Annotated in this window: 15 protein-coding genes; 10 read left to right on the forward strand and 5 right to left on the reverse strand. The window is 59.7% G+C overall.

What is annotated here, in order from left to right; all coding sequences use genetic code 11:
• Positions 1-411: 411 nt before the first annotated feature.
• Positions 412-1,506, reverse strand: coding sequence for a LacI family DNA-binding transcriptional regulator (locus tag ACX3M4_RS28800; protein WP_459356359.1), 1,095 nt, complete (start codon positions 1,504-1,506; stop codon positions 412-414).
• A gap of 431 nt (positions 1,507-1,937) precedes the next feature.
• Here ACX3M4_RS28800 and ACX3M4_RS28805 point away from each other — a divergent pair, with 431 nt between their 5' ends.
• The 6 genes from ACX3M4_RS28805 (at position 1,938) to ACX3M4_RS28830 (ending at position 8,672) form a co-directional block, all read left to right on the forward strand.
• Positions 1,938-2,975, forward strand: a complete 1,038-nt coding sequence (locus tag ACX3M4_RS28805) for a helix-turn-helix transcriptional regulator (RefSeq protein ID WP_459356360.1) — start codon at positions 1,938-1,940, stop codon at positions 2,973-2,975.
• 412 nt (positions 2,976-3,387) lie between these two features.
• Positions 3,388-4,848 carry a DUF1254 domain-containing protein gene (locus ACX3M4_RS28810; RefSeq protein ID WP_459356361.1) on the forward strand — a complete coding sequence of 487 codons (1,461 nt, stop codon included), beginning with the start codon at positions 3,388-3,390 and terminating at the stop codon, positions 4,846-4,848.
• A gap of 101 nt (positions 4,849-4,949) precedes the next feature.
• A complete protein-coding gene (locus ACX3M4_RS28815; protein WP_459356362.1) occupies positions 4,950-6,431 on the forward strand; it encodes a DUF1254 domain-containing protein in 1,482 nt (493 codons plus the stop codon).
• A gap of 10 nt (positions 6,432-6,441) precedes the next feature.
• Positions 6,442-7,239, forward strand: a complete 798-nt coding sequence (locus ACX3M4_RS28820) for a transporter (protein ID WP_459356363.1) — start codon at positions 6,442-6,444, stop codon at positions 7,237-7,239.
• An 88-nt stretch (positions 7,240-7,327) separates the two neighbouring features.
• Entirely contained in the window at positions 7,328-8,101 is a 774-nt protein-coding gene (locus ACX3M4_RS28825; RefSeq protein ID WP_459356364.1) for a DUF2092 domain-containing protein, read from the forward strand.
• Positions 8,102-8,120: 19 nt separating this feature from the next.
• Complete coding sequence (locus ACX3M4_RS28830) at positions 8,121-8,672, forward strand: DUF6515 family protein (protein WP_459356365.1); 552 nt, start codon at positions 8,121-8,123, stop codon at positions 8,670-8,672.
• A gap of 257 nt (positions 8,673-8,929) precedes the next feature.
• On the opposite strand, the gene ACX3M4_RS28835 is transcribed toward ACX3M4_RS28830, so the two are convergent.
• Positions 8,930-10,156 carry a protein phosphatase CheZ gene (locus ACX3M4_RS28835; protein WP_459356366.1) on the reverse strand — a complete coding sequence of 409 codons (1,227 nt, stop codon included), beginning with the start codon at positions 10,154-10,156 and terminating at the stop codon, positions 8,930-8,932.
• A gap of 385 nt (positions 10,157-10,541) precedes the next feature.
• Between ACX3M4_RS28835 and ACX3M4_RS28840 the strand changes: the two genes are divergently transcribed.
• Positions 10,542-11,723, forward strand: a complete 1,182-nt coding sequence (locus ACX3M4_RS28840) for an MFS transporter (protein ID WP_459356367.1) — start codon at positions 10,542-10,544, stop codon at positions 11,721-11,723.
• 248 nt (positions 11,724-11,971) lie between these two features.
• Here ACX3M4_RS28840 and ACX3M4_RS28845 read toward each other — a convergent pair whose 3' ends face one another.
• The 3 genes from ACX3M4_RS28845 to dgcN form a co-directional block, all read right to left on the reverse strand.
• Positions 11,972-12,268, reverse strand: a complete 297-nt coding sequence (locus ACX3M4_RS28845; protein WP_459356368.1) for a hypothetical protein — start codon at positions 12,266-12,268, stop codon at positions 11,972-11,974.
• A gap of 667 nt (positions 12,269-12,935) precedes the next feature.
• Positions 12,936-13,919 (reverse strand): N-acetyl-D-Glu racemase DgcA, encoded by a 984-nt coding sequence (gene dgcA, locus ACX3M4_RS28850; RefSeq protein WP_459356369.1) that lies wholly within the window; start codon positions 13,917-13,919, stop codon positions 12,936-12,938.
• Positions 13,916-14,929: an N-acetyltransferase DgcN gene (gene dgcN, locus ACX3M4_RS28855; protein WP_459356370.1), complete on the reverse strand. Its 1,014-nt coding sequence runs from the start codon at positions 14,927-14,929 to the stop codon at positions 13,916-13,918. Before dgcN ends, dgcA begins: the two co-directional genes overlap by 4 nt.
• A gap of 137 nt (positions 14,930-15,066) precedes the next feature.
• Between dgcN and ACX3M4_RS28860 the strand changes: the two genes are divergently transcribed.
• The 3 genes from ACX3M4_RS28860 to ACX3M4_RS28870 are packed head-to-tail and all read left to right on the forward strand — an operon-like array spanning position 15,067 to position 19,062.
• On the forward strand, positions 15,067-16,215 hold the full coding sequence (locus tag ACX3M4_RS28860; RefSeq protein ID WP_459356371.1) for an ABC transporter permease: 1,149 nt from the start codon (positions 15,067-15,069) through the stop codon (positions 16,213-16,215).
• 8 nt (positions 16,216-16,223) lie between these two features.
• The gene (locus tag ACX3M4_RS28865) at positions 16,224-17,057 is read left to right on the forward strand and encodes an ABC transporter ATP-binding protein (protein WP_459356372.1); all 834 of its coding nucleotides are present in this window, start codon (positions 16,224-16,226) and stop codon (positions 17,055-17,057) included.
• A gap of 10 nt (positions 17,058-17,067) precedes the next feature.
• Complete coding sequence (locus ACX3M4_RS28870) at positions 17,068-19,062, forward strand: MlaD family protein (RefSeq protein WP_459356373.1); 1,995 nt, start codon at positions 17,068-17,070, stop codon at positions 19,060-19,062.
• Positions 19,063-19,073 lie beyond the last annotated feature (11 nt).

Here is a 19,073-nt window from a genome sequence, read left to right on the forward strand (position 1 = left end):
TCCCGGGCGCGGTCGAAGACCGGTTGGTTTCCTGAAAGACCGCTGGTACTCTTCGGCGAGCAGGATCTGCTTCGCCCCGAACCCGGACGCACCGCCGCTGCAACGGCGCGCGCATCCGAAAGGGTTCGCGGCGGATATCGGGATCTCCCGGCCGCTTCGGTCCATGGGTGTTTCAGGACGATCTTGCTGACGCGCGGGGCTGCTTGTTGCACTCCGCGCGTTTGCGTTTGAGGCTCATTGTTCTCGGCGAGAGAGCAGGGCCTCCAAATTTTTCCGCGATCGGTGGTGTCGGTGCAGGTCTTCCCGTCAAACACCCGTCGATCTGTCGTTCTTTTCCTCCTCTTCCTCCCTGAATTCCTGTCCATTGCGGTCTCTGCCGCCTGTCTGCCCGCACCGAACCCGGTGCGGACATCAGTGGATCTTCTTGACGGTCTCTGTGCTGCTTGCGGCCACCTTTGCCGGCAGCGGCAAATCTTCTTCCGTGTCAGCCGCGCCGGACAGGTCGCGAACCGAGGCGCGTACGATCAGGCTGGCATTCAGCACGGTCGGCGTCGCCGGTGCCTTGCCATCCCCCTCGATGCGGGCCTGCAGCCGCTTCCAGGCAGTCTCGGCGATGTCGTCGACCGGTTGGCGAATGGCGGTAAGGCCGGTGTTGCGGGCGGACATCCAGGCGTAATCGTCGAAGGCGACGACGGAGGCCCGGCTCGGAATGTCGATGCGATGTTCGGCAAGCGCGGAAAGCACGCTCAAGGTCGTCACGTTGGTGAGCGCGATGATCGCCTCCGGCAGCGGATTGCGCTCCATCCAGTCAAGCAGCGTCCGGGTTCCCGCAGCAATGTCGGACCCGAGCTTGAGGATGGTCGGGCGCTGGCCCGTCTTTGCCTCGATGACCGACGCCGCGCCTTCCGTTCTTTCCACGATCGGCGGGTGGTTCAGGTCGGAAACGCCGATGGCGATGTTCCTGTGGCCCCGTTCCAGCAGGTGCCGGGCGGCGATCTCGCCCGCCTCGAAATTGTCGATGGTGACCGTGTCGGCAATGGCGTTCTTCGTGGCAACGCGGTCGACAAGAACCATCGGCAGGGATTTGCGAACTTCCTTCAGCTCCGCCGGGACGGCGCTGGAGCAGGGGACGGCAATCAAGCCTTCCGGCCGCCAGGACAGAAGCGCCTTCAGGCGCGAAGCCTCGACAGCACGGTCATTGTGGGAACTGGCGACGATGACGTCGTAGCCTTCCGCCGAAGCGGCGGTCTCCAGCTTTGAGACGATGGTGGCAAAGAAGGTGTCGGTCAGATCGGGCACCAGCACGGCGATGATGCGCGTGCGGCCCGAACGCAGCTGCGAGGCGGCCCGGTCGAGCTGATAGCCGAGCTCACGCGCAGCCTTGTGCACGCTTTCCTTCAGCTCATCATTGACGGGTTTGCGCCCGGAAAAGACGTTCGACACCGTCGCGATCGACACGCCCGCAAGCGCGGCAACTTCCTTGATGGACGGCTTTTTCCGGGACATCCGCAGCGCCTCCCAACGCTGTTAAACGTTTTACAGTTAAACGTTTAACAGAGAGGTTTCGGGAACGCAAGCTGGAATCGTTCCGGCTGTGTCGGTGAGGTTTAAAGGGCAGGGGAGATTTGCGGTGATGGGTGGAGCAGGTCATCGGGAGGATGTGGGCTGGGTAAAGGGGGGGGGCGGACCTACTGCGGTGGTCGGGGTAGGAAAGGGGCCGGGAGGAGACTGTCGGCTGCTGGTATCTGGCACAACAGAAGCCGACACTTTCTAGCACTGCCTTCGACTACTTGTCGTGGAGGCAAGTACTTCAAGCCACGAGTTTTTTACGGCCAGTTTTTTGGTCATTTACCGGAAAGGTTGTCCTTCCATTCCGCTCGTTGAATAATCGCGCGCAAATCAAGGCTCTGTTTGCCAAGTCATTTGATAGGTACGCGTTGGAACAAGCTCTCGACCGCGCAAATCAGCACGACCCTGGGTCAGACTGGCCATCCGGTCCTCTGTCAAGAGAAATCGAGAAGAGAGAACAGCCGCAATCCGCGCCCTGGCTGAGAGTACCCCTCCAGCGAATAGAGGACCTGAGCGATGCCGTGCTAGGCGCAGGGCTGGAGGCGATACAGTTTTCCCGCGCGCAAATGTCCGGAAGCCTCATCTTTCAGGAACGCGACGGTATCACCTATGGCTCGGGGCTGATAAAAGGAAAAGTGGGCTTGAAGGGCCCACTCTCACAGGACCAGATCACTTTCGGCATCGGACTTGATATCGCGCCAGGCACGAGCCACTGGCATTGCGAGTTGGGAACAGGAAATATTGGGCTTTTTCTTCCCGGTGACGAACACAATTCCATCTATGCGTCGGGGTCGCTCTACGCCACATTAAGCCTGTCCCAAGAGCGACTCGAAGCCTTGCTGGAAGCACGGGGGATCGTGCTGAACGACGTTTTCGCGCAGGGGACAGGTTTTCACGAACAACTCCTTGACCGGTTACCGATCACAAGGCTCGCACGATCGTTTGCCGACTTGCACTCGGCGAACAAAATGCAGCCGCGTGATACTCTCCTTCTTGGTCCGGAGCTTCTGGAACATGCGCTCGTAGCCTTTTCACGGCCACCCGTGCAAATCGTAGGGATATCAGCCGCTAGAAGCCACGGCCGAATTGTTGCAAAAGCGCGAGCCTATATCGACGCACACTTGCACCGTCCTTTGACGATTGAAAAAATTCAGGAGAATTCAGGAACTTCGCGCCGCACGCTTTATCGTGCCTTTGCCGACATTCTGGACGAGACGCCACAATCTTACACCAGAAAGCTACGGTTGCACCGCCTCCGGCAAGACCTGGCAAAACGAAGCGAAAGGCAGTGTACAATCGCTATTGTCGCCAATGATTGGGGCGTGACCGAACTCGGCCGGTTTGCAGGCTGGTATCGAAATCTTTTCGGAGAATTGCCATCCGAAACTCTCGCGCGCGGACACTAAGTATCTGTAATTAAAATTTTTTATAGATACTACATAAAATCCGGCGGATTGGCACAAATTGCATAGACGTGCTCGCCTCTGCATTGTAGTATTTCCCTACGTAATATACCTAAGAGGGAAAATGCGTATGAATCCGCCTGTTCAATCACCGCGGGAGGTGGGCGGTAGGACAGATTTTCGTTCGACCGCTGAGAGAAGCGGCCAATTTCAAAAAGTTTATTCCAACATATCGTGCCGCGAACAGGTCAGGTAGCACTGGGCCGGAGCAAAATAAGCGGCCGGACCTTGTGGTCCAGCTATCTGAGATCCGCACCAATTCTTTCGGTGAGACCTCCTGCCAATCACATCCAGTTCGCGCTTGTGCACCTGCAAAGACCGATATTCGGCATCGAATAGCAAAGGGAGATATCCGATGAAAAGAAGACATTCACTGCGTATTTTGACGTCCATTTCGGTCCTGGCACTTCTTGCCGGTAGCGCCTTGGCGCAAGAGACGCTGAATACCCGCATTGGCGAGCTGACCGTTGACGAGAGTGGTTATCTGACCGACGAAACCGTCCAGAAACTTTACGACGAGATGGATTTTCAGCGCGCATCCCAAGCCTATATCTGGGGTGTTCCGGCGGTCGGCCTGAATGAGTGGCGGCGTGCTCACTACAACGTCTTCGGCGGCAAGAGCGGTGAGATGCTGAATTATTTCGACTTCACCGAGAAGCTCGGAATTCTTACGCCGAACTTCACCACTCCGTATATCGCGACCTTCATCGACCTCAAGGAAACCGGGCCATTCGTCATCGAGGTCCCTGCCGGGCTGATCGCGGGCATGATCCTCGACAACTGGCAGCGGGTGCTTGCCGATCTGGGCGTCGTGGGGCCGGACATGGGCAAGGGCGGGAAATTCCTCATCATGCCGCCTGGATACGGACCGGTCGAAGCCGACGGCTATTTCGTTGTGCAGGCAACAAGCCGCGATGTGCTGGCCGGATTCCGTCTTCTGGGCGAAGACAAAGAGAAGGAAATCGCCAATCTGGTCCCGCAGATCAAAACCTATCCGTGGACGGTCGAGGGTACGGGCGCGCCTATGCCGGCGCGCGACGCCGGCGACAAGAAATGGAGCCAGATGCCACCGCACGGAATGGGATATTGGGACAACCTCAACGAGGTCATCCAGCGCAATCCCATCGACGAACGCGATCGGCTGGTACTTGCCCAGCTGAAGTTCCTCGGCATCGAACGAGGCAAACCGTTCAAGCCTGACGAACGGCAAACAAAGCTACTCGGCGACGGCGCGGTCGTCGGCGAGGCTATGGCAAGGGCCAACACTACTGACAAAAGGGTCGAACCGCCGTTCTGGGACGGCACCCACTGGAAACATGCACTGGTGGTTTCGGTCGACCAGAAAGCCGATACCTACGACCAGCTCGACGAGCGCGCCGCCTGGTTCTACGAGGCCGTGGTCATTTCCAAGGCGATGCTGACCCAGACACCGGGCGTCGGCCAGCGTTACATCGCCGCCTACAAGGATGCCGACGGCAACTGGCTATCGGGCAGCGACACCTACAAGCTGCACGTGCCGGCCAATCCGCCGGTCAAACAATTCTGGTCGGCAACCGCTTATGACGAAGCCACGCGCCAGATGGTGGTGACAGAGCAGGGCCGGCCGGACATCTCCTCGCGCAAGGACGACATCGTCAAGAACGAGGACGGCTCGATTGACGTCTATTTCGGCCCCGAGGCTCCGGAAGGGCACGAGACCAACTGGGTTCAGACCGAACCGGGCAAGGGCTGGTTTTCCTACTTCCGGTTCTACGCCCCGACCGAGGCGTTCTTCGACAAGTCCTGGGCATTGCCGGATTTCGAGAAGGTCAATTGAGACATTCTGGCCGCCGCAACTCCCAGGCGTGGCGGCCATAGAAATGCGAACGCCAAGCAACTTGCCAACACCTGACGAAAGCACCGACAATGCTGCCAAACATGTTCAAGAGATCCGTCGCCCTCACCACCGTCGCCGCCATTCTTGCGACCGGCACTTCGGCATTTTCCCAGGATACATCGCCCGTTCCGCCGCTGGTCGGCCAAATCAACAATGGTAACTGGCTTGCTCAGGACGAGGCGGAATCGCTTCTCGCCGAACTCTACTATCAGCGTGCCGTCCACGCTTACATGACCATGCTGCCGGCGCTCAACGTAATTGGCATGCGCGACGGCTCCGAGAAGACCTTCGGCTCGGGCTACAATGTCTTGCCGATCTGGAAGGACCGAATGGACAGTCGCACCTGGGTGCCAACGCCCAATGCGGATGTCATCTATTCGATGAACTACCTTGATCTCAAGGAAACTGGTCCTCTGGTGATCAAGGCACCGCCGAACGTCATCGGCATGTTCACCGATTTCTTCCAGCGCACCATCACGGATGTCGGAGCGATCGGGCCGGACCGGGCGCGCGGCGGGCTCTACCTCCTCCTGCCACCTGACTACCAGGGTCACGTTCCAGCGAGTTACTACGCGGTCCGGTCTTCGACCTATAACGTCTTCCTGTTTTTCCGGACCGTGATGGCGAAGGGCGACGGTGCGCCCGATCCCAAGCCGGCAGTGGCACTTGCCGAGACGACCCGGATCTACCCGCTCTGGGCAGAGGAAAAGAATATTCCGGCCATGGAATTTCCCAATGCCAGCGGCGTGCGTGTCAACATGATGTACCCGACCGATTTCGAATACTGGACCAAGCTGAAGGAATTCGTTGACTACGAGCCGGTGGGGGCAATCGATCCGGAACTGCGCGGTGTTCTTGCCAGCATTGGCATCGTCAAGGGCAAACCCTTCGAACCGAATGACTGGCAGCGCGAGCAGCTTGAAAAGGCGTTGGTCGATGCGCCGAAGATGATCCTCGCCTCGGCCCAGCTTGGACGCGAGGACGGGCGCAACAAATATTACGAAGACCGGCAATGGGAACGCGCCTGGGCAGGTGGTACGGCGGAGTGGATGCAGGAAAGCTATCTGGATCTCGGCGCGCGCTCACGTTTCTTCCAGTATGCCTACTCCTCCGCTCCCGCCATGGTGATGCGTACAACTGGAGCTGGGTCAAAGTATCCGTACACGATTCGAGACGCGGACGGGAATTTCCTCGACGGCGGCAACACCTACAAGCTTCATCTGCCAGCGAACGCACCAGCGGCGCTGTTCTGGGCGGTGACGGCCTACAACGTGACGGACGGAACGATGCCCGAGACGGAGCAACTGCTGCCGTCAACGAATGGTTATTACGACATTCCGAAGAATGAGGATGGCTCCATCGACATCTGGTTCGGCCCAGAGAAGCCGGATGGCATATCCGACCACGCCTTCATCCAAACCGTCCCCGGTCGCAATTTTGTCACCTGCCTGCGGCTCTACGGCGCTGAAGACGCTTTTTATGACCAGACATGGAAGCCAGACGATCTGGTCAAGGTCGAGTAGGACAATTGAAATGAAACCGAACCTGTCTTTTGCCTGTGCGGTTGCAGGACTTCTTACCTACCTCGTGCCTGCATCCGCCCAGGACGCCGATCTTGCCAAGAAGCTTTCCAATCCCGTTGCTTCCCTGATCAGCGTTCCGTTCCAATGGAACTACGATCACGGTTTCGGCCCGTCGGACGGCAGCAAGGTCACACTCAATATCCAGCCCGTTGTCCCGATCTCGATGACCCCGGACTGGAATATTATCTCAAGAACGATTTTCCCCGTAGTTTGGCAGAACGATATTGCCGGAAATTCGGGAACACAGTTTGGCCTCTCCGACACTGTTCAGAGCCTCTTTCTGTCTCCAGCAGAGCCGGGACCATCCGGCATCATCTGGGGTGTCGGACCGGCATTGCTTTTTCCAACCGGGACTGACGATCTGCTGAGCGCCCGTAAATGGGGAGCAGGCCCGACCGGTGTCGTGCTGAAACAGTCCGGCCCCTGGACCTACGGCGGTCTTGCCAACCACATCTGGTCCTATGCCGGACCGGACGGACAGCCCGACGTCAATGCCACGTTCCTTCAGCCGTTCCTGTCCTACACAACCAAGGACGCCTGGACGTTTACACTCAATTCGGAAAGCACCTACGACTGGACCTCGGACGAATGGTCCATTCCGATCAACGCAATGGTTTCCAAACTCGTCACCATCGACAATCAGCCCATCAGTTTCCAGGCAGGTGTGCGATACTATGCTGCCAGCTCCGACAACGGGCCCGAAGGGTTCGGCGCCCGGACGGCAGTAACTTTTCTGTTCCCGAAATAGCAGTCTTGCGCCGTGCTTCCCACAGGTAACGGTGCAACGGAAATCGCCCGATATCGTTCAAAGCCAGCGTTTTCAGTTGGAGGGTAAAATGTTGATTTTTTATAGGAATGCCTCTGTTCTCGCCTTAGCCGGTCTCCTGGTCTCGACTGGGCTGCCACCGGTCGCCATGGCGGCTGATGGTGCCGTTGACGAGGCAACGCAGACCGCCATCGACGCGGTTGCCGAAATGGGTGCACAGTTACGAGCGCTCAAAAGCTTCGGCATCCATGCGGACGTTGCCTATGACGACGTGATCGACGACGATGTGCTCGTCCAACGAAACGAACAGGTCACCATCTCCGTGCGGACACCGGATGGCCTCCGGGCAGAAATCGAGGGCGCAGACCTTCATCGAAGCATCACCTACGACGGACAGAAGGTGACGATCTACGGCGAAACGCTCGGCTACTATGCCCAGTTCGAAGCGCCCGCAACGATCCGCGAAACGCTGCAAAAAGCTGCCGAAAATCACGATCTTCAGCTTCCGCTGGTCGACCTGTTCTTCTGGGGAACCGGTGAAGACGACCTCGCCGATGTCGATGCGGCGACATTGGTCGGGCCGGCGAAAATCGGCGACCGCCTCTGCGATCAGTATGTCTTTTCCCAGGAGGATGTGAGCTGGCAGATATGGATCACCCAGGGAGACCGCAAGCTTCCCTGCAAGCTGGCCATCGTCGATCTGTCTCAGCCTGCAAAACCGCAATATTCAGCGGTCATCGAGCTGACGCCGGAAGCGGCCTTCGATCCGGCATTGTTCAGTTTCGTCCCGCCGGCGGCCGCCAAGAAGATCAGGATCTACACCGCGGACGCGGTTGACCAGTAACCCGGGAGGAGAAAAGATCATGCGCACATTCCTGATGTCAGTCCTGTCGGCGGCCCTGATTTATGGACTCGTTCCTGCAACAGTTCATCTCGCAAGCACCGAACAGGCGGAAGCCCGTGGAGGCGGTCACCGTGGCGGTGGGGGTGGCGGTGGACGCCACTCAGTCAACACGCGTCCAAGTGGAAACCATCACGCAGGAGCGAACCGGCCTGGCGGGGGCGGTGGCGGTGTCCAGCACAACGGCAACAACACAGTGGTGAAACGCAACAACACGGTGGTGAAACGCAACAACACGGTGGTGAAACGCAATGACGTCGATGTGAACGTCAACCGGAACACCAACATCAATGTCGACGGCCGCTACTATGACCGCGACTACCATCCGGTTGCCGCGGCAGCCGCCATCACCGCGACCGCTGTTGCAGTCGGAACGATCGTTGCATCGATACCGTCCGGCTGTTCCCAGGTAGAGGTTGACGGCATCGTCTACCAACAATGCGGAGACGTCTGGTATGCGCCGCAATACCAGGGCACGACGGTCAACTACATCGTGGTGAACCCACCAAGGTAATTAATAACGGAGCGTTGGCAGCCGGACCTTGAAAACCGGCTGCCAAGCCTGACGGCTAAATGAGCGTTTCCGCCACCATGCCGTCAACAGTCGAACTACTCCCGCGTGTGAAGATGTCAATCTAGGAATAGCAGTTTTCGGAGAGTTGATTTGGGCAATGGAACGTCCGGAATGGGGACGCACAGCAGACTTCCCGTTCCACCAACAAAAAAGGCGCCAAAACCGGCGCCTTTTTCATGTCTCGGATTTGAAAACCGTCAGTTGAAGAGGGCCTGACGCTCGGCTTCGGACAGGCGCTCCAGCGGATCGTCGCTGTCCTCGGCGGTTTCCTCGGTCATTTCCCACTCGGCGTCGGCGTCGGCTTCGGCTTCGTCCGCCACTTCGTTGTCGAAGAGGCGTTCGATGGCGGCTTCGTCCAGGGTAGCGTCCGGGTCGAGGCTGTCGAAGTCGTCGGCGGCAGCTTCCGTTTCGTTTTCGGCTTCCACTGCCGGGGCAGAGGCGAACATGTCGTCGATGGCGGCTGCGTCCATCGGCTCGTCGCCGCCGGCCATGATGGCGTCGATGTCGACTTCTTCGGTCTCGCCTTCATCGTCATCACCGGCGGGAGCGGAGGCGAACATGTCGTCGATGGCAGCTGCGTCCATCGGCTCACTGGCGCCGGCCATGATGGCGTCGATGTCGTCGTCGCTGGCGTGGACCGGCTCGGCAGCGGCGGGGGCTGCAACCTCCGCCTTGGTATCCTTCAGTGCGGCGTTGAAGACATCGTCGCTGACGGACATCAGTTCGTCGACGTTGTTCTGGGAAACGCCGCCGCCTGCGAGTTGCGGGCCGTTGAGGAGATGGGCATCCGGGCGGCTGTCGACCGGACCGGCGGTTGCTTCCGCTTCCAGTTCCTCGATGCCCCAGATGTTGATCATCAGGTTGATGCGGCTTTCCAGGTAACGCAGCACCTGCACCACCTTGTTGGTGCGCTGGCCAGTCAGGTCCTGGAAGGAGCAGGCCATGAAGATCTCGGTCGCCTTGGCGTCGATATCGTCGCAGACCGCGTCGTCGGCACCGTTCTCGCGCAGCACCCAGGCCTTTTCCTGGATCTGCTCGGCAGCTTCCAGGATCGACTGGGTCGCGCCTTCGGTCTGGGTGACGATGGCGTCGAGTTCATGCGAGGCATCGACGAAGCGGTTGCTTTCCTCGCCCTCGGCCTTGATATTGGCGATCTCCGCCTTGGTGCGCTCGATGGCTTCGTGCATATCGGCGATATCGAGGCGAATCTTGTCGAGATCCGGCACCTTGCGCTGCCGGGTCATCATTTTCTCAAGCCGGCCAATCGCCGTCAGGATCTCGGTCGTTTCCGGGGTCTTGTGACGATTGAGGAATTCTTTCAGAAACCGACGCCCGCGATCGGATTCCATCAGGGTCTGTTCGAGAGTCTGATATTCGGCTTCGCCGATCAGCTCCGGTTCTTCCTGTACTGCTTCCGCTTTCATGTGGACGCGAATCTCAACTTGCCTAAGGGTCGTTTGTTGCCTTAAACCGACAACTTCTTTTCCAAGGTAAGGCGAAAATCGTTAACATCCTTTTTAGCGCCTTATCCGTGCGGACTTTCATGGCATTCAACCTCAGGGTCTGAGCTCACAAATGAAGGCGAAATGGTTTGAGGCGCACTGGTCTTCATCAAGGAGCGAAAGCGCCGGAAATGCGGTTCATTTTCAAACCTTTCGCGGCGCGGAGGAGGATCAATCCGGTCCAATCCAAAGGACATGGAAATGGCTTTCCCCCGCTTCGTCAGCATGCTCGACCGGGCAGGGAGCCCGCGCCGTGCACGCTTCCTGACGGTATTTCGCCATTTTCCATGCCATTTCGTCTTCCTTTATGAGTTCAAGCCCTAGCCCCCTCAGCGTCCGTGTCTCGGGCCTCTTCGCCAGCCATTTCTTCGGCGTTGGCCTGTTTCTGCCGTTTTTTCCGGTGGTGCTGGGGTTCCGCGGGCTAAGTGCAGCCGAAATCGGATTTGTTCTGGGGATAGGCACGATCGCCCGCATCGCGGCCAGTCCGCTCCTGTCGAATCTGTCCGACCGCACGGGCCAAAGACGTCTTTCGATCCTCATCTATTCGCTGGCGGCCGCTGTCTTTATCGCCCTCTATTTCCTGCCCTTCGGTCTGGTGTTCCTGGCCGTCATGGTCGTCGGCTACATGGTGATGAACGCGCCCGTGGTGCCGCTCAGCGATGCCTATGCGCTGGATGTCCAGCGCAACACGGGTGCGGATTATGCCCGCATGCGGCTTTGGGGATCGGCCGGGTTCGTTGCCGCCAGCGTGGTCGGCGGCGCGCTGGCGTCGGAAGGGACCTCGTGGCTGCTGGTGGTTGCCGTCGGTCTTGCGTCGCTGGCAACGGGTGCGGTCGCCATGTCGCTGCCGCGGCAAAAACGGGGCGCGAAGCCTTCCGGGGACGATCTGGCCGCTGGGACAGACACCGAAGCGGACGGGAATACGCCGTTCCGCAGCTTGTGGTTCTGGCCGTTGCTGGTCGTGCTTGGCCTCTACCAGGCCAGCCATTCGGCCTTCTACGGTTTCGGCACGCTCTACTGGCAGGCGATGAAGGTGCCGGACTTTGCCATCGGCCTGCTCTGGGCCACCGGCGTATCCGCAGAGATCGCCCTTTTCACAATTGCCGGCAAGCTGGCGCAGCGGTTCGACCCGCCGCTCTTTCTGCTGGTGGCCGGGGCGGCGGCAACAGTGCGCTGGCTGCTCTTTCCCTTCGCCGATTCCATTCCCGCCATGGCGGCCCTCCAGACCTTGCACGGGCTGTCCTTCGGCGCGGCGCATCTTGGGGCAGTTGCGATCCTGGCGCGGATCGTGCCGAGCCGCTGGGCCGGAACCGGGCAGGGGCTGCTCGCCACTTCCGTCGGCATCCAAATGGCCATCGGCCTCAGCCTCTCCGGTGCGCTCTACGAGATCAACCCGGACTGGCCATTCTATGTGATGGCGGTGGTTGCCGCCATCGGCACGCTGCTGACGCTGGCCATGACACCGATGCTGCGGCGGCGGATGGGCTGAGGCGGAAGGGGAATTCACCCACCCACAAACCTCATCCTGAGGAGGCGCACCAGCGCCGTCTCGAAGGATCGGCCCCTTGTTTAAGAATTCTCAGCCGATCCTTCGAGACGGGCCTGGCGGCCCTCCTCAGGATGAGGTGGTGTGTGTGGACTGGCTTTGACGAATAGGCCTTCGCGAATTTGACAGAACAGGAGGTCACAGCAAACGGAAGCGTGCGATCCTTAGGATATGAAGCCAAAAAATCAGTTTCAATTGTTGTTGTGTCGTCCAGGAAAGCTGTTACAAGAAATCAGAAAATTTTCTTCTGATAAATATTGCTCTCCTGATCCCTTTATTCCAACATTGAACATCCTAAAACTGTGGCTGTCTGATATTTCGTTGGTGGGGAGGAGTAAATAGGTGATAGGTATTTCATAAATGTTTGTTTGTAAGATCGTCTGAGCTGAATCCAATGATGGAATTCGAACAGCAAGCCTTCGGGTGCCTGCGAGGTTTTCTGTAAGGAAGGCGTTTTCTTTGTTTTCCATTGCGATCAATGAAAACACGAACGGCCATCCACGGATTGGGACGCAGTCCTTGTTTTCATTGCAAGCTTGGCGCGGATAACAGTACCAGGGCGGCGGACCGGGCGGCATTCTCGCGTATGCTGGTAACGCAAGAAAAACCAAAAGAAATGCAAGAAATCTCATTGCAGGGGCTATGACCGTTTCTAGGCAGCGAACATCTAACTTCAACATATTCGAAAGAGCGGGGCTTTGAAATGGACGTTCTCAGCCACACAAGAGCCTCATCCTGAGGAGGCGCGCCAGCGCCGTCTCGAAGGATCGGCCCCTTGTTTCAGAGTTCTCAGCCGATCCTTCGAGACGGGCCTGGCGGCCCTCCTCAGGATGAGGTGGTGTGTGTGGACTGGCTTTGACGAAAACGCATCATGGTCGCGAGGGTCGCGGCATATGCCCCTCTCCCCCCTTGAGGGGGAGATGTCTCCGCCAGGAGACAGAGGGGGGGCAGCCCATCGGTATTGTTCGGCATTGCCGGTTAAAGCGGAGAGATTTCACCCCCCTCTGTCCGGTTCCCGGACATCTCCCCCTCAAGGGGGGAGAGGGGAACAAGCGGCAAGGGCGGTGCCGAGACCTTGGCTCAGAAAGCGGGAAAGTCACCGAACCTGCCGATTTAGGCGACCTCCCGAATGTGGTGCCGGATTGGGAGTACCCTCTACCCCCACAGCTCCGGAAGCGGCGGGTAAAGTGTGCTGCCTTCAAAGCGCAGGCCCGGGGAGCGGTCTTTTGCTAACAGCAATGGTCCGTCGAGGTCGGTGTAATCCGCGCCCTGCGCGATCAGCACCGCCGGGGCCATGGCGAGCGACGTGCCGAGCATGCAGCCGACCATGATCTTGAGGTTCTGGGCGCGGGCTTCCTCATAGAGCTTCAGCGCCGCAGTCAGGCCGCCGGCCTTGTCGAGCTTGATGTTGACCGCGTCGTATTTTTCTTTCAGGCCATCGATGCTCTTGCCCGGATGCAGGCTTTCGTCTGCGCAGAGCGCGACCTTTCGGGAAAGGCCTTTCAGGCGGTCGTCGGCCTTTGAGGGCAGCGGCTGCTCGATGAGGGCAACGCCGGCGGCCTCGCAGGCGGCCATGTTGGCGTCAAAGCAACTGTCGTCCCAGGCTTCGTTGGCATCGACGATCAGCGTGCTGTCGGGAGCTGCCTTGCGCACGGCGGCAATGCGTGAATCGTCACCGGGGCCGCCCAGCTTGATCTTCAACAGCGGACGGTGAGCGGCGGCGCGGGTCTTTTCGGCCATCATCTCAGGTGTGTCGACACTGATGGTGAAGGCGGTGGTCAGCGGTCTCAAGGTGCCCACGCCGGCAAGCTCGGCGGCGGATTTTCGGGTGCGCTTGGCTTCCAGGTCCCAGAGGGCACAGTCGACGGCGTTGCGTGCGGCTCCTGCCGGCATTGCCTCCTGCAGCTGCGCGCGCGACAGGCCGCCTTTCAGGAGCGGCGCGATCTCCTCGATCAGCACCTGCACGCTTTCCAGCGATTCGCCATAGCGCGGATAGGGCACGCACTCGCCCCGGCCCCTGTGGGTGCCGTCGTCAAGCGTGACGACGACAACCTTGGCATGGGTTCGGGTCTCGCGGGAGATCTTGAAACCGCCCGCGATCTCGAAGCTTTCGGCTTCGATGCCGACGTCAAGGCTCATGGCGCACCGAATTCGGCGGAGACCTTGTCGACGATGGCTTCCATGCCGTAGCGGACCGGATCGGTTGCCGGCAGACCGTGTTTCTCGCCGACCTTGGCGAGATAGGCGAGCGCCTCGTCATCGTCGAGCGCGGCTGTGTTGATGGCGATGCCGACGCAGCGGATATCCGGATTGGTGAGCTTGCCGCAGGCGATCGTCATGTCGATGACCTGCTGGATGGTCGGCAACGGGGTTTCGACGCCGCGCATCTTCGTGCGGGTCGGTTCGTGGCAGACGATGAAGCCGTCCGGCTGGGAGCCGTGCAACAGGCCGAGCGTGACGCCCGCAAAGGACGGATGGAAGAGCGAGCCCTGGCCCTCGATTATCTGCCAGTGATCGGCATCGGTTTCCGGCGACAGCCACTCGGCGGCACCGGAGATGAAGTCGGCGATTACCGCGTCGAGTGCCGCGCCACGGCCGGAAATGAAGACCCCGGTCTGGCCTGTGGCGCAGAACGAACTCGTGTAGCCGCGCTCGTTCATGGCCTTGTCCATGGCAAGGGCGGTGTATTTCTTGCCGACGGAGCAATCGGTGCCGACCGCAAGGATACGCTTGCCCTGGCGCTTGGTGCCCTTGCCCGTGGCAAAGGTCATCGTGGAGTGGCGTACGTCATGCAGCTGACGGCCGTTGCGCTCGGCCGCTTCCTTGATGGCCGGAATGCTTGCAAGGCGCACATGCAGGCCCGAGGCCACATCCATGCCGGCGTCGAGCGCCTCGACGACGGATTCCACCCAATGATCCGGCAGACGGCCGCCTGCGTTGACGGAGCCGATGATGAAGGTCTTCGCACCGGCGCCGGCCCCGTCGGCAATCGTCATGTCCGGCAGGCCGGTATCGGCCGCGCATCCGGGCAGCCGCACCTGTCCGAGGCACCAGTCCTCACGCCAGTCGACAATGCCGATGGCGGTCTTGGCCGCAAGGGCATCGGGAACGTCACCGAGGAACAACAGGTAGGGACGGGCAATTTCCATGGCAAAGCTTTCAAGTGGCTGCGGTTGAGGTCCAGGGTCAGGCGCATTGATGGCAAACGCATTGACGGTTGGAATTGAAGTTCTCCTTCAGGTATACGGGGGATGGTGAACCAGCGGCAAGAGGGCAGCCAGCCGGAATGGCATTCTTGGAAAAAAACATTGCACCGGCGATGGTCCTGGAGGCGGAAGGGGCCGAGCATCAGTTCCTGGCCCTGTCCGGAGACTGGACCGTGAACACCGTTGGCGATGCGGAAAAGCAGCTCGCCAATCTCGCCGTCGGCAAGACCAAGCTCACCTGTATCGATGTTTCCAGGATCGAGCATCTGGACACAAGCGGCGCCTGGCTGATCCACCGCACCCGCGGCCGGCTGGAATTCCAGGGACGCAAGGTCGGCCTCACCGGTGTCACATCTGTCCGGCAGACGCTCTTTGACGAAATCGAGCGCCACCATCCGCCCCGTTACAAGCCGGACCGGAACTCCTTTTCCATTGCAGGCTTTCTGGAAGCGGTCGGCCGCCAGATGGTGGATATCTGGCAGGACGCGCTGGCGATGCTGCACATTCTGGGCTCGCTCGGACTGGTGCTGTCGACGGTATTGCTTCAGCCCAAGCGCCTGCGTTCCGTCTCCATCGCCGTCCAGTTCGACCGCAGTTGCATCGGCGCCATTCCGATCGTCGCCCTGATGAGTTTTCTCATCGGTGCGATCATTTCCCAGCAGGGCGGCTTTTACCTGAAGCAGTTCGGCGCGGATATCTTCGTGGTCGATCTCGCCGGCATTCTGGTTCTGCGGGAGATCGGCGTCATCCTGACGGCGATCATGGTTGCGGGCCGGTCCGGATCGGCCTTCACGGCCGAACTCGGTGCCATGCGCATGCAGGAGGAAGTGGACGCCCTGCATGTGATCGGCCTCAGCGTCACGGAAGTTCTCGTACTGCCGCGCATCCTGGCGCTCATGATCGCGCTGCCCATCCTGACGTTCGTTTCCGACATGGCGGCACTCTTCGGTTCGGGGATCGTCACCTGGGCTTATCTCGACATTCCACCGGCCGCCTTCCTGACGCAACTACAGGCGGCGATCACCATCGATACGCTCGTGGTGGGGATCGTCAAGGCGCCCTTCATGGCGCTGATCGTCGGCCTCATTGCCTGCGTGGAAGGGCTGAAAGTGGAAGGATCGTCGGAATCCCTCGGCCGTCACACCACCATGTCCGTGGTCAAGGCGATCTTCCTCGTCATCGTCGTTGACGGTTTTTTCGCCATGTTCTTCGCGGCAATCGGGGTATAAGCGAAGAGATGGCGCTGAGCGATATACAGACAGGTTCAGGGACTGACGGCACGGCGCAAGCGGGTTCGGCCCCGGCGACGAGCGAGAAGGACGACAACGTCCTTTCCGTGCGCGGCATCACCGTCGGCTTCGGTTCCAAGATCGTACTGCAGGATCTCGATCTCGACGTGCGCCGGGGGGAAGTGCTTGGCTTTGTCGGTGGTTCGGGCATGGGCAAATCGGTGCTGATGCGCACGATCCTGGGCCTGACGCCGAAACGTGCCGGAAAGATCTCGGTTTTCGGGTATGACCTGTCGACCGCAACAGCGAAGGAACGCCGGGCCATCGAGCGCCGCTGGGGTGTCCTGTTCCAGCAGGGAGCGCTGTTCTCCTCGCTCACCGTGAAGCAGAACATCCAGGTGCCCATGCGCGAACATCTGAAGCTGTCGCCGCAGCTGATGGACGAACTCGCGACCTTGAAACTCGAGCTTGTCGGTCTGCCCCAGGATGCCGCTGACAAGCTGCCGTCAGAGCTTTCCGGCGGCATGATCAAGCGCGCCAGCCTGGCGCGTGCCCTTGCACTCGATCCGGATTTGGTGTTTCTGGACGAGCCGACATCCGGTCTCGATCCGATCGGGGCTGCGGCTTTTGATTCGCTGATTGCAAATCTCAGTTCGACCCTCGGACTGACCGTCTATATGGTCACCCACGATCTCGACAGTCTGCATTCCATCTGTGATCGTATTGCTGTTCTTGGGAAAAAGCGTGTTCTGGCCATCGGAACACTGGACGACATGATGAAAAATGACGATCCCTGGATTAAGTCTTATTTCCGGGGTGAGCGGGCCCTGCGCCGAGTATAGGTTGGAGTGAATGGAAACCCGAGCGAACTACATCCTGATCGGTGCCTTCATGGTCGCGATCCTGGTCGGAGCGTTCGGCTTTGTTTATTGGCTCGCCGTCACCGCGGAATCCAGGCAGAACGTGGTGGTGAAGATCATCTATCCGGGGCCGGTCACCGGTCTGCCGGTCGGTGGACAGGTGCTGTTCAACGGCATCAAGGTCGGTGACGTCAAGTCGCTGGATTTTGCCCCAGACGATCCGACCAAGGTGGTGGCGACCGTCGGCATCAAGCCTTCGACGCCGCTGCGCGAGGACACCAAGGCGACGCTGAATTTCACCGGACTGACGGGTGTCGCCTATGTGGACATGACGGGTGGTACTTCCGATTCGCCGCTGCTGCTCGGTCGCGACGATGCCCAGGTGCCCGTCATCTACGCCGAGCGCTCCTTCTTTGACGACATTGTCGATGGTGCGCGTGACGTTCTGAAACGCGCGGATTCGACCATGAAGACGGTCGAGGATGTGCTGAAGGAGAACCAGCCGGCGATCCGGAAGATCGTCAGCAACGCCGAGACCTTCTCAGATGCGCTTGCGGCCAATTCGGACGGCGTAAAGGATTTCATGGCCAGCATCGGCAAGGCGTCTGACGCCTTTTCCAGTCTGGCCGCCCGGATGGAAACCCTGGTCGAACAGGGCGAACGGCTGCTTGCGGCGGTGCCGAGCGACAAGGTCACGGCCATTGTCGACGATCTGTCCAAATTCTCCAACAGCCTTGGCAAGGCGAGCGACGATATCGACCTTCTGATGGCCGACGCCCAGAGCGCCGCGAAGGAGCTGCAGACCTTCACCGAGAACCTGAACACGGGTCTCGACAACGTTCACAAGATCGTCGATGCCATCAAGCCCGAGGACGTGGAGAACGTCATGAAGGGGGCGGCGGCACTCGGCGACGTTCTGGAAAAGCGGACCGGCGATATCGACAAGCTGATCGTCTCGACCAGCGAGACCATGCAGAACGTCAGGTCCATCGTTGCCTCCCTGCAGGAGGAAGAGGGCACGATCAGGGAAATCATCGAAGGCGGGCGTCAGGTCGTCGTCAAGGTGGATGCGATCATGACCCGCGGCGTGGAGATTGCTACCGCTATCGATCCGTTGAAGGTGGAAAGCGTGGTGGCTTCGGTGGGGACGTTCACCGACGGCCTCAATGCGTCGCTTGAGAAAGTGGATGCGCTCGTGGCCAGTGTCGATCCTGAGAAGGTCGGCAAGGCGGTCGACAATGTCACCAGCATCATCGACAACTTCAACAATCAGCAGAGTCAGATCAACGAGATCATCGCCTCCACCAAGTCCACCGTGCAGAACTTCGAGGCGGTGTCGGCGACGGTGCGCGGCCAGGACGACCGGATCGCCGTGCTGATCACCGATGTTCAGGCGGCAGCCGAACGGTTCGCAACGACGCTGCAAACCGCCAATGACCTGATGAAGGCCGTGGACCCTGAAAAGGTCGCCAATATCGTCGGCTCGGTCGAGACGGCAGCGTCGGAACTGGCCAACAACGAGGACGGCATTCCGGCCATCCTGCAGAGCGCGCGCCAGGCCGCCGACAATGTACAGAAGATGACGGCGGATCTTTCCAAGCGCACGCCGGATGTCGACCAGATCATCTCCGACGCCAAGCAGATGACCGCGACGCTGAATTCCACTTCCGTGCGCGTCGAAAGCCTGGTTGAGAAGGTCTCCACCATGGTCGATGGCGACGGCGAAGGCCTGATCAAGGAAGCAACGCTTGCCGCGGCAGCCATCCGCAAGGTTGCGGTCGCCTTCGAAAGCCGGGCGGATTCCATCGCCGGCGGGCTTTCCAAGTTCGCAACGCAGGGCTCGGCCGATTTCGCGGCGGCGCTCGGTCAGCTCAACCGGACGCTGATTTCTATCCAGCGCGCGGTGGAAAGCTTTGAACGCAGCCCCAATCGTGTGATCTTCGGCGGCGAGGATGTACCGACCTATTCCGGCGGCCGGCGGCGGTAAGAATGTGCAAA

The sequence above is a fragment of the Roseibium sp. M-1 genome, assembly GCF_054515675.1.

Coding starts and splice junctions, on each gene's coding strand:
- ACX3M4_RS28800 (WP_459356359.1), bottom strand. CDS start 1,506: ATGTCCCGGAAAAAGCCGTCCATCAAGGAAGTTGCCGCGCTTGCGGGC.
- ACX3M4_RS28810 (WP_459356361.1), top strand. CDS start 3,388: ATGAAAAGAAGACATTCACTGCGTATTTTGACGTCCATTTCGGTCCTG.
- ACX3M4_RS28815 (WP_459356362.1), top strand. CDS start 4,950: ATGTTCAAGAGATCCGTCGCCCTCACCACCGTCGCCGCCATTCTTGCG.
- ACX3M4_RS28820 (WP_459356363.1), top strand. CDS start 6,442: ATGAAACCGAACCTGTCTTTTGCCTGTGCGGTTGCAGGACTTCTTACC.
- ACX3M4_RS28825 (WP_459356364.1), top strand. CDS start 7,328: ATGTTGATTTTTTATAGGAATGCCTCTGTTCTCGCCTTAGCCGGTCTC.
- ACX3M4_RS28830 (WP_459356365.1), top strand. CDS start 8,121: ATGCGCACATTCCTGATGTCAGTCCTGTCGGCGGCCCTGATTTATGGA.
- ACX3M4_RS28835 (WP_459356366.1), bottom strand. CDS start 10,156: ATGAAAGCGGAAGCAGTACAGGAAGAACCGGAGCTGATCGGCGAAGCC.
- ACX3M4_RS28840 (WP_459356367.1), top strand. CDS start 10,542: ATGAGTTCAAGCCCTAGCCCCCTCAGCGTCCGTGTCTCGGGCCTCTTC.
- dgcA (WP_459356369.1), bottom strand. CDS start 13,919: ATGAGCCTTGACGTCGGCATCGAAGCCGAAAGCTTCGAGATCGCGGGC.
- dgcN (WP_459356370.1), bottom strand. CDS start 14,929: ATGGAAATTGCCCGTCCCTACCTGTTGTTCCTCGGTGACGTTCCCGAT.
- ACX3M4_RS28860 (WP_459356371.1), top strand. CDS start 15,067: ATGGCATTCTTGGAAAAAAACATTGCACCGGCGATGGTCCTGGAGGCG.
- ACX3M4_RS28865 (WP_459356372.1), top strand. CDS start 16,224: ATGGCGCTGAGCGATATACAGACAGGTTCAGGGACTGACGGCACGGCG.
- ACX3M4_RS28870 (WP_459356373.1), top strand. CDS start 17,068: ATGGAAACCCGAGCGAACTACATCCTGATCGGTGCCTTCATGGTCGCG.